A 10,679-nucleotide genomic window follows, 5' to 3' on the forward strand; every position below is an offset into this window, starting at 1 on the left:
TCAGACCAACATTTAGCAACATCACCAGAACGCCGTTCAACAATTTTGTAATTAATCTTAATGCCTGATACTTTCTCAAAGGTGTTAACAAGATCTAAAACGGAGTAGCCAATCCCCGTGCCTAGATTAAATATTTTAAAAGATGGGCCATCATTCTTATGATCTAAAGCAGCCAGATGTCCACTAGCGAGATCCATTACATGTATATAGTCACGAACACCCGTACCGTCTTTAGTTGGATAATCACCTCCGTATACAGATAAGTAATCCAATTTTCCGATAGCCACTTGTGCAATATAAGGAAGTAAATTACAAGGTATACCGTTAGGGTTTTCACCAATCATCCCAGATGAGTGAGCGCCGACAGGGTTAAAATAGCGCAAGCAAGTAATACGGAACTCAGGATTTACATGCGCAAGATCACGCAATATTTGCTCGACCATCAGCTTAGAAGTTCCATAAGGATTAGTTGTTCCTCCAACTTTACAACCCTCATGTAAAGGAACCGTTTCAGGATAACCATACACTGTTGCTGAAGAACTAAAGATGAAACTATTAATGCCAGCTAAAATCATTTCTTGCAACAGAACTAGGCTACCGGTCATATTATTCTCATAGTATGAGATAGGATCTTGTATAGACTCCCCAACTGATTTCAGACCTGCAAAGTGAATAACATCTGTTATCTGATGCTGTGCAAAGATCGCTTTGAGTGCATCTCTATTAAGAATATTTTCAACATAAAGCGTCACTTTTTTACCAGTTAGAACCTCGACACGACACAAAGACTCTCTCAATGAATTAGATAAATTGTCTATCACAATAACATCATCGCCTCGTTCTAAGAGAGCCAGTACGGTATGAGAACCTATGTAACCAGTACCACCAGTAACCAGAATAGCCATTCTATCTCCGTAATTCTAGATCAATTTTATTTACAACTCGTTTAGTCGCAAAATAAATTCAGGCATCGATTTAGGATGGTTCACTTTCTGGGAAGAATCATCACTCCATAAGGATCGATGACAGACTCCCCTCATCCATTCCACTTTTATATTTTTATCTTCAGAGCAACTTTAAAAACTTTATCCTATAACAGCATATTTATCGCTCTATAACGAATATTTGATAATAACTCAGCTTAGGTTACTCTTCTTACGTGACAATATTATCTCACATCGTCACATCAAGTTTCTAATGCGATTTATTCTCGACATCTCAATACACTTTTATTACTGCCATTGACTTTTAATTATTAGAGGTTCAGAGTCTGATGTAATCACATAATTAAATATCATATTTTATATTCGCTAATTTCATTCCTGATATAAACAAACAGGTATAAAACTCTCACTCAGACCAAAGGTTAATATATTAATTGATAGTTTATTAGGAATATAAGTTCTATATGTAGTAACATATTCTCATGTCAACTTAAAACTATCTAGCAACAACCAACTTATTCGACTCAAAAGAAGATCAAGTAATTTACTTTATTCGCTGGGTGTTTTTCAGCCAAGAGAAAATAATAGCCTTACTTACCTCCTTCCTTACAATATCGATAACTTCAATTGCATTATTTACATCCAATAAGCTAAAAGAGTTTTGACATTGTAGTAACTGTATTATAATTCTTGACAGAATTAAGCAATATTTTTACTAAAAAATAGAATTTTAGCGATATCTCTTTAAATTAATATTTAATCATGGCTGCTCTTTAAAATCTGCAGATATAATTTTAATTAACATTTCTGCGGCTTTGTTTTCATCAAATTTATCTACTGCAATCTTACGGCTTGCTTTTCCCATAGAAATAATGCGATTAGGGTTTTCAATATAAGCAACCATTGCATTCACTAAAGCAGCCACATCCCATGGTGGGATTAAATATCCATTGTAACCGTCAATAACTGTTTCCCGACAACCAGGAACATCAGTAGTTATCACGGCTCTTCCTATCGACATTGCTTCTTGAGTACTTCTTGGAACCCCTTCTCTGTATGAAGGTAATACAAAAACACTAACTCCCTCTAAGAAACTCTTTATTTCAATAACTTGCCCCAAAAAGTCAACATAACCTTCATTTTTCCACTCATCAACTTGAGCTTGATTGATTCCTCCAGGGTTATCATCAACAGAACCTGCTATGCTAAAACGTACCAACGGATATTTTGATTTTACTATTTTTGCAGCCTGGACAAACTCTCTTACACCTTTTTCAACAAGAAGGCGTGAAACCATCCCAAAATGAATACTCTTCACCTTTGGCTCAAGATAAGCATATCCATCAAGATCAACTCCAATCCCACCGATAATGTCGTAATCCTTAACTTTAATATTGCTGTGCAAAATGAGGTCACTGTAATCATCTTTATTTAAAAATAAGACTTTATTTGCCAGTGGAAGTGAAAATTTATATAACCAAGTTTGTACTTTCCTCAGTACTGTTTTATGCCATGAGTCTTCATGTGAATGTTCAGTGAAACAAAAACCTAATCCCTCCAGAAGTGAGTAAATATAATTTACACCTGCAACCTTAGCAGCAATTGAGCCAAATATAACGGGCTTTGGAAAAAAACATAGGACAACATCAGGTTTAATTTCTTTTATTTTCTTCGACAATCTATATGTATTTACAAAATCGGATAATGGATTCATCCCTGATCGTGAAAACTGATAGAAGCCAGGTTTTGCTCCCATCTTTTTTATTTTATCAAAATTCTCTTGATCATTATCCATTGTTAATGTTTCAACACCTACACCACGCTCAGCAAGAACCTGAATAATCTTTTGCCTGAATAAGACTATCGTACTAGACTGATTTCCGATTAGTAGCACCTTCATATATTATACCTTATAGATCTTCAGCCACTGCTGCGCTATATTTTTTATAGAAAAATTATCAATCACTCTCTGTCTATTTTTTGATAAGATCAAATTAATTTCTTCGTCAGAATAATTAAGTACTTCAGCTATTTTTTCCGCTAGCGCTTTACTATCTGAAACAGGAACAACAAGTTGTGAGTTACCCACAACTTCTGCAACACCTCCAGCATCAGTTACTACCAATGGTCTCTCACAAGACATAGCTTCCGCGACAACCAAGCCAAAGCCCTCCCAACGAGAAGAAAGTACAAATAAATCGCAGGCTGATAACCACTCTTCTACATTTGTTTGCATTCCGAGCCAATAGATACGTTCGTCGCAATTTAAATTTATAGCCAATTCTTTTAATTGTCCATCTAACTCCCCCGAACCGATTACTGCCAGTTGAGCTTTTGGTACCATATCTAAACATGCAAATGCTTTAAGTAGATTAGGATAATCTTTTGCTTCAGTTAATCGCCCAATAGCTAGCAACAGTGGCGTTGAATTTCCCACACCGAGTTCTTTTCTTTTTATTTCACGCCATTCAGAATTAAATATGAATTTCTTTTGGTCTATACCATTATGAAGCGCAACTATTTTATCTTTCCGGGTTGCACCTTTAGCTATGAACTCTTCCACAGCCTCCTGACTCACGTTCGTTGAGATGTCTGCCAAAAAGTCAGTTAAGCGATATGCTAGCATTCTAATATGCCCCCCCTCATTTTTACTATGAGCGGTGCTTATCAAAATGGGGATATATGTAGTTAACCGTAATAAACGTGAAAAAATATTCGCATGAACCATATGGCTATGTATAACATCAGGAGAGAAATTCTTTATGACTTGACGTGCCTTTAGATATGACTTTACTCCCCCAAAAAAAGTTCTTCGCATATTTAAATTAACTACTTTAATTTTTAAATTTTGAGGCCTACAGATCACATCGCCAGACAAACAGATAATCATGATATTATGCCCTTGGCAAGATAGTTCATCCGAAAGGTCACACACTTGCCTTTCTGCACCACCGAGACCAAGACCTGTAATTATAAATAAAATATTCATAGCTCGTCATTACCTCAAACCTTTATCTTCTATTGAAGAAAGCCACTTTTCTTGTGCCAAATTATGAAGTCTATTATTATCATAGAATATATAAGAAAAATTCACTTCTAGTTGATAAAATGATATAGGTGCATTTGGATTTCTAAAATAAGAAGCTAGATTTAAAACAATAAAAAATAAAAACAAGCAATATGCTCTAAATAGTTTGAGGCATAAGAATCTAGAAAATATATTTTTTTGCAAAGAGAAATACAATACAACAACAAAATAGAAGTAATAAGAAATTCTGACCAAGAAAGGTATCGAAGAACTAAAAAGATGTATGATGGCACCAAGATATATTAGTCTAACCAATAAGTTATCTTTATACTTTACATTTCCATATATTACATTTAAAAAATAAGCTAATATAAAAATAAAATCCAATATATTCAGAAAACCAAATTTCAATAAAATACCATGAGATGATAAATAATAATTTATTTTTTCAAAAACAAAATTATAACTTGAAAACGAACTAAATACATGGCTAGATAAAAAAATAAATAAAAATAAAACTATCGATAGCAACAAAGAAATTAAAGAAAATAACTTTTCATTTTTTATTCTCATGAGGAGAAACATAGGTACTATTGCTATAGCTGACGCATGAAAACATGATGCAACGATGACCCAACGTAGGTACCCTTTTTGTAAGTACACAAAACACAAGAACGAGTAAAACACTATAATACAAGCAATATACTGCCTGAGTTGTTCTAAAATCAAAGAATAACCAAAAACTAAAACTATAAAAGCAAAAAAATAGGGCTGATTACAATTAACTTTGAAGAGAGCAAAGGATAGAATAAAGAAAGAGATTAGATAGAATAATAAAATTGAAGTTCCAAAATCTCCAAATGATAAATATAATAAAAACTTGAAAAAATAAACAAAACCAAACTCAAAAATAGAAAATGGAGCACCACCATCAACGAAAGATAAAAAATATATACTCCAATCATTTCCATTTAAATAGAATATAGAAAATGCTGTTGATAACCATATTACAGATAAAACTGAGATTAATACTTTAAATCTAAAATTAACCCTATTCCATAATGTAGAAATAAGTAATAAAGGGATCGATACAAAAATCATATACATTTTTATCGTCCCATTCGATCGAATATATAGATCATTACATGCAACGGATCAAAAAATTTCAACCACCGAGAATGCCTAGGAAAACGAGAGTTTAAATAAAAATAAAACTTATGGTGTAGATAAGCTAAATAATGTTTTTTTTCTAATCTAAAATTATTTAGTCGAAGCAAATCAGATAAAAGTTTTTTGTTAATTCCTAAACAATTTTGTGTGGTCACTTGCTTCGGATGTATCCTGTACTCTACAGTTATTGCATCCAAGAAAACAACATCCCTCTTTTTACATATAAGTTCAAGCCAAAGGGGAAGGTCCTCTAGTAATTCATACTTCTCATCAAAGATGAGACTCTCATCTCTAAAAAGAGAACTATTAATAAATGCAGCTGGGGCAAGGTTATTCAAATGTAACATTGCTAAAAATTCTTTATACCAACTGGCTTTTAATTTAATTACATATTTTGTCCATCCTAATGGATAGATATTGCTAACCCTTACTCCGGAACCAAACGTCTCAAATAAAAGAAAAAATGACTATTGGACGAATTTTAAAAGTCTCCGAATACTTTACTAATTTAGTAATTGCATCTGGCTTAATTATATCATCAGAACCAATGAACTTAATCCAATCCCCTCGACAGTGTGGAATAGCTTTATTCAAATTTTTCGGTATACCTTCATTTACATCACTAGAAATTAATATTATACGAACATTATTGTTATTTGATTTTTTTTTACTCATCCATTCATTACATATATTTACAGTGGCATCACTAGAATGATCATCAGTTATTATTATTTCAATATTTTGATATAACTGATTGATACAACTATCCAAAGTTTCTTCGATAAAAAGCTCCGCATTATACGATGCAACTACTATTGATACTAATGGATTATACATGAAAATCTATTTCCAAAAAATAATCATACAGGTTAAAAAAAATTGTATAGTTCCTTTAAAAGACACACCACGAATATTATTTAATATATTTCTTCGGTAACATTTCAAGCCATATTGGATACCATTAGACCATGCTTCTCTATCTATGCCTATATCTTTCCATTGATAGTATCTTGATACAACTCCCCATAAAGTGCCAACTTCTAGATTAAGAGCTTTCTTTACCAAGTGGTTAGAGGAATCAAATTCAAAACAAATATATTTAAATAACATTTCAGAATTATAAATAACTTTAAAATAATTATTATTTACTCTGCGAACTGTAGAGTTAGGATTATTTACAAAAAAATATACACCACCACAATTAGTTGCTATTAAGTTAGCTTTTGAATAGCATATCCTAGATATTACTTCATCATTATTTAAATAATTTATATTCTTATTATTCAACTTTTCATAAGAAGCATAACTTTCTAATAGAATTCTTTTCCTGTATATTCCGAACCCATGCAATCCCCAAGAGTCTATACAGGCACAAAATGCATCTACTCCTGAAACTAATGGTTTATCAGTATATAACCGAAAGGGTATGCCACTCTCAACTTTATCTGAATTACTTACATGTAATAACTTAAACAAAGCAATATCAACCATAGCTCCATTTGTTGAAAAAAAATAACTCATCGCAGAACTAATAGCATCTTGTGACAATGAATCATCACAATCTACAAAAGCAATATAGTTACCATTTGCATTTTTAACTCCAGTTTTTCGTGCTTCGGCAGCTCCCATATTATTTTGTTTAATATAACGAACTGTAATCTCATTCTCTTTTAAAACTAATTTTTTTATTATATCTAGAGTATGATCTGTTGAACCGTCATCAATAAATAAAACTTCAATAAATTTATAACTCTGATTAAGTAGTACAGAGAATATATTTTTTATATTATTCTCTTCATTAAATGCAGGAACAACAATCGTACATAATATATTACTCATTTGATATCTTTCCTAAATGAGCGACATAAACAAACACAACCACAATTAAATACAGTCCATAATTTAACATATAGGCTAAACTCGCAGCTATCAAGCCAGAGGAATTAATAAGTAGATATGTCAAAAGCGGAAACAGAGCACTAAATACTATTTCTAGAATTGCATTTGTTTTAAAATAGCCTTTGGCAAGCAATATTGTCGCGAACAACCAACTGGTAATCCTTAGTACATCACCAATATTTTGATAGAAAAACAAAACATTTGCTCGATAAAAATCTTTTGAAAACAATAAATAAATAATAAAGTCTCTCATAAAGTATATGGTTAGAGACATTAAAACTGCCATTGGGATAACAACTAAAGCACCTTTCTTGAGAATACTTAGGTAGTCAGACCTTAATTTTGCAGCTGCTGTTTTTGGAAAGTAGTACACAGTAAGAGCTGTTGTTAACACTGCCAGGTAAGCTTCAGATATTTTTGAAACAGCTTGCCAATAGCCGGCATCAGTTATTGATAAATGATTTGACAGTATAGAGCGAACTATAATAAGAGATATTGGTCCTGTAAATGCACCAATTAAACCCATAAAAAAATAATTCCTCATTTCGAGTAGTTTCTTTCTTTCTGTAGGCCCAAACCAATATTTGGCGCTAAACCAATATTGTCTATATAATAATAACACTAGCCAAAAACCTGCAATTGCATTATTTAAAGCAGCAGATATAAGTGCACCAGTCAAACCATAGAAATAAACCAACAGAGACATTGAAACGAGTGATGATAATATTGCAAGAACATTGGCAATAAAGTAACGTTTATAATCTGACAGCCCATTCAACACACCTAAAAATAAGCTATTAACTACATTCAGTGGTATAACTAACAAAGCTAAAATGATTAACCAATAAAACCTCTCATTATGAAAAAGCCATATAGCTAATTTTTCTGATAACAAAACACCTATTATAATGATGACTGTACTTGCAGCAATCGATAGTTTAAGAGCTGCACGCCAAAATAATGCAGCTGCACTATAGTCATGGCGATTCTCGGCTGTATATCTATTTACACCTTGAGAAACTTGAGACGCAATAAATCCATTGATGAATGTAACAAAATTCTGTAACTGGCCCAAAGCAGCTAATCCCGAAGGCCCTGTATATACAGCTACCACCTTAGAAATAAAGAAACCACAAACTAGCCTTAACAAAGTCACAATCCCACTTAGAATAGTGACCTGTGCAAAATTCAATTTGGCCACCGGTTAATTACACTAATTATATGCTGAACATCAGATGAACACATACTTGGATCCATCGGAATAGACAGAACACTTGCATGTAGTTTTTCTGAGATAGGATATGATAGTTTCGCTAGATCTTTATATGCTACTTGCTTGTGTGGCGGGATCGGATAATGGACTAGAGTTTGAATATCATTGTCTGCTAGATACGCCTGAAAACTTTCGCGATTACTGATTTGAATAACAAATAAATGCCATACATGTGATAGCTTCCCTCCATTCACACTTGGTAGTATTATACTGTCAGAGATAATTTCATTTAAATAGCGATTTGCAATTTCCATGCGCTTCTTATTATTCAAATCTAGATGTTTAAGCTTAACACTGAGTACTGCTGCCTGAATTTCATCTAACCGACTATTAACCCCTTGAAATTTATTTTCATATTTTACGTGTGAACCATAATTTCTCAATGCATATAAAACCTGTGCTAAATCATCATTATTCGTAGTGATCGCTCCAGCATCACCTAGTGCACCTAGATTTTTCCCCGGATAGAAGCTAAATGCGCCAGCATCTCCCCATGCACCAACCTTCACTCCATCCACTACGGCACCATGAGCTTGGGCACAATCTTCTAAAACCAGAAGATTATTCTCTTTAGCTATCAAAGTTAGATCAGCCATAGGACAAGCTTGTCCATACAAATGAACTGGCAATAATGCTTTTGTCTTTTTAGTTATTAATCGACGAACACAATTTACATCAATGTTGAATGTCTCAGGATTAGGTTCAACCAGTACTGGGATTAAATTATTTTGTGATATAGCTAATATAGATGCAATATAAGTATTTGATGGCACCAAAACCTCATCGCCATCTTGCAAAAAACCGAGTTCTTTCCAGGCGCGCAACACAAGAATTAATGCATCCAATCCATTAGCCACACCAATACAATACTTCACACCACAATAACTAGCAAATTCATGCTCAAAATTTTTAAGTTTCTCTCCCATTATATACCAACCAGAATCTAATACATCCTTCACAGCTGAGAGTATTTCATCTGACTGAGCCATATTTATTTTTTTTAAATCTAAAAACTTCACCATTTCATTTACCATTGATTATACGATTAAATTTTAATTTAAACTGTTCGTAGCAAGTACGTGTGAATTCGTAATTATTATTAACATCATCTTCACCACAAAAAATTGCACCTGTTTTTTCGTGAAATGAAGTAACTGTTTTATTTTTTTTATCCACTTGAAAATATGCGGAGTCAAATCCAATATATTCGAAAGCGTACTGGTAAACTAAATATGCACTTTCTATTGCTGACGTTCTAGTTTTGTTATTGTTTAATATCCAACTTCCCCAGCAAAATTTTTCACGACCTAAAAAACCATAAAGTCTCACGGTTCCAATGGGAACTTCAGAGTCAAGCAACTCAATTATAAAGTAAAATTCTTCACTAATTTTTTCTCTATCTTTATATTTAATCAACCATTCTCTTTGCTGTATTTCCGTACCATTTATTTTTGATATATGTTCATTTAATTTCTCATCTATACGTAGTGAGTATATAAAACTAGCATCATCAGGACTTGCTAACCGAAGCTGAATAGTTTTACCTTTTATCTTATCCATTCTTTTCAGCCTCTCTTATAAACTCGTCATAATTTCGAATATAATCGTTCTCATCATAAAAGTCATCAGCAAGAACCATCAGAACACAATCATCTGAAAAATCATACATTTCATGCCATATCATGGGTTCAATGGCAAGTCCTTGTGCTGGATTATCAAGGTAGACCTCTATTTTCTCGAACCCATCATCTAGAATTATTCGACATGCCCCGCGAACAGGAATGGCTAATTGTTGAAGCTTATAATGAGCATGAAACCCACGGTGTACATCGTTGATAGTTTCAAACATATAATACACACGCTTGATAGAGAAAGGGATATTCTTAGTTTCTTCAAGTGCGACCAGTTGACCTCTTTCATCACCATGCTTCTGCAATTGAATTAATTTGACGTCCATTATACTCCTTAGCAATTATACGTTTCAGGAAGAAATCACAAAACCTCATAATAAAGACTAGTAGAAGATACTACTCCTCTATCTCTTCTAATGCGTCAATCTTCCTCATTAAAATACACCACCGTTGTTCTTACAAAACTCTTTCACTGTTTTACTTTCAGTAATGTATGACCTCACGCAGTTACACTAATACTTCTATTTCTATTTCTATTTCTATTTCTAAGAAAAATAAAACCACTATAAAAACTCATACAAAACGGTCTATTAATATTTAAATATAAGCATAACACCACTAAAAATCGCATTAGTTATAAATATAAGTTGAGTTTATTATTTTCCATCTAAAATTAATTTCTGCCACAGAGTAAATAAGCACAACACTCACAGCCATACACAACACTAATAACT

At 32.9% G+C, this 10,679-nt stretch carries 10 protein-coding genes; all 10 read right to left on the reverse strand.

Annotated features, from left to right (window positions below):
- The coding region (gene galE / locus YALDO0001_RS18375; protein ID WP_004705456.1) for a UDP-glucose 4-epimerase GalE at nt 1–905 on the reverse strand (905 nt) is incomplete at its 3' end.
- A gap of 799 nt (nt 906–1,704) precedes the next feature.
- Nucleotides 1,705–2,844: a glycosyltransferase family 4 protein gene (locus tag YALDO0001_RS18380; protein WP_004705457.1), complete on the reverse strand. Its 1,140-nt coding sequence runs from the start codon at nt 2,842–2,844 to the stop codon at nt 1,705–1,707.
- Between the two features lie 3 nt (nt 2,845–2,847).
- Nucleotides 2,848–3,933, reverse strand: a complete 1,086-nt coding sequence (locus tag YALDO0001_RS18385; protein ID WP_004705458.1) for a glycosyltransferase — start codon at nt 3,931–3,933, stop codon at nt 2,848–2,850.
- Nucleotides 3,934–3,942: 9 nt separating this feature from the next.
- Entirely contained in the window at nt 3,943–5,079 is a 1,137-nt protein-coding gene (locus YALDO0001_RS18390) for an EpsG family protein (protein ID WP_004705459.1), read from the reverse strand.
- Nucleotides 5,080–5,589: 510 nt separating this feature from the next.
- The gene (locus YALDO0001_RS20870) at nt 5,590–5,979 is read right to left on the reverse strand and encodes a glycosyltransferase family 2 protein (protein ID WP_042840529.1); all 390 of its coding nucleotides are present in this window, start codon (nt 5,977–5,979) and stop codon (nt 5,590–5,592) included.
- Between the two features lie 6 nt (nt 5,980–5,985).
- Nucleotides 5,986–6,981 carry a glycosyltransferase family A protein gene (locus YALDO0001_RS18405; RefSeq protein WP_042840526.1) on the reverse strand — a complete coding sequence of 332 codons (996 nt, stop codon included), beginning with the start codon at nt 6,979–6,981 and terminating at the stop codon, nt 5,986–5,988.
- Complete coding sequence (locus YALDO0001_RS18410) at nt 6,974–8,242, reverse strand: O-antigen translocase (protein WP_086016825.1); 1,269 nt, start codon at nt 8,240–8,242, stop codon at nt 6,974–6,976. The genes YALDO0001_RS18405 and YALDO0001_RS18410 overlap by 8 nt, the downstream gene beginning before the upstream one ends.
- Nucleotides 8,230–9,336 (reverse strand): DegT/DnrJ/EryC1/StrS family aminotransferase, encoded by a 1,107-nt coding sequence (locus tag YALDO0001_RS18415; RefSeq protein ID WP_004705462.1) that lies wholly within the window; start codon nt 9,334–9,336, stop codon nt 8,230–8,232. Before YALDO0001_RS18415 ends, YALDO0001_RS18410 begins: the two co-directional genes overlap by 13 nt.
- Nucleotide 9,337: 1 nt before the next feature.
- Nucleotides 9,338–9,874: a GNAT family N-acetyltransferase gene (locus YALDO0001_RS18420; RefSeq protein ID WP_042840528.1), complete on the reverse strand. Its 537-nt coding sequence runs from the start codon at nt 9,872–9,874 to the stop codon at nt 9,338–9,340.
- The gene (locus tag YALDO0001_RS18425; protein WP_004705464.1) at nt 9,867–10,271 is read right to left on the reverse strand and encodes a sugar 3,4-ketoisomerase; all 405 of its coding nucleotides are present in this window, start codon (nt 10,269–10,271) and stop codon (nt 9,867–9,869) included. The genes YALDO0001_RS18420 and YALDO0001_RS18425 overlap by 8 nt, the downstream gene beginning before the upstream one ends.
- Between the last annotated feature and the right edge of the window lie 408 nt (nt 10,272–10,679).

It is taken from the genome of Yersinia aldovae ATCC 35236, assembly GCF_000173735.1.
Lineage (GTDB): Bacteria > Pseudomonadota > Gammaproteobacteria > Enterobacterales > Enterobacteriaceae > Yersinia > Yersinia aldovae.

What these genes read in the sequence shown, in the direction of transcription:
- YALDO0001_RS18380 (WP_004705457.1), bottom strand. Translation starts at nt 2,844, where the DNA reads ATGAAGGTGCTACTAATCGGAAATCAGTCTAGTACGATAGTCTTATTC.
- YALDO0001_RS18385 (WP_004705458.1), bottom strand. Translation starts at nt 3,933, where the DNA reads ATGAATATTTTATTTATAATTACAGGTCTTGGTCTCGGTGGTGCAGAA.
- YALDO0001_RS18390 (WP_004705459.1), bottom strand. Translation starts at nt 5,079, where the DNA reads ATGTATATGATTTTTGTATCGATCCCTTTATTACTTATTTCTACATTA.
- YALDO0001_RS20870 (WP_042840529.1), bottom strand. Translation starts at nt 5,979, where the DNA reads ATGTATAATCCATTAGTATCAATAGTAGTTGCATCGTATAATGCGGAG.
- YALDO0001_RS18405 (WP_042840526.1), bottom strand. Translation starts at nt 6,981, where the DNA reads ATGAGTAATATATTATGTACGATTGTTGTTCCTGCATTTAATGAAGAG.
- YALDO0001_RS18415 (WP_004705462.1), bottom strand. Translation starts at nt 9,336, where the DNA reads ATGGTGAAGTTTTTAGATTTAAAAAAAATAAATATGGCTCAGTCAGAT.
- YALDO0001_RS18420 (WP_042840528.1), bottom strand. Translation starts at nt 9,874, where the DNA reads ATGGATAAGATAAAAGGTAAAACTATTCAGCTTCGGTTAGCAAGTCCT.
- YALDO0001_RS18425 (WP_004705464.1), bottom strand. Translation starts at nt 10,271, where the DNA reads ATGGACGTCAAATTAATTCAATTGCAGAAGCATGGTGATGAAAGAGGT.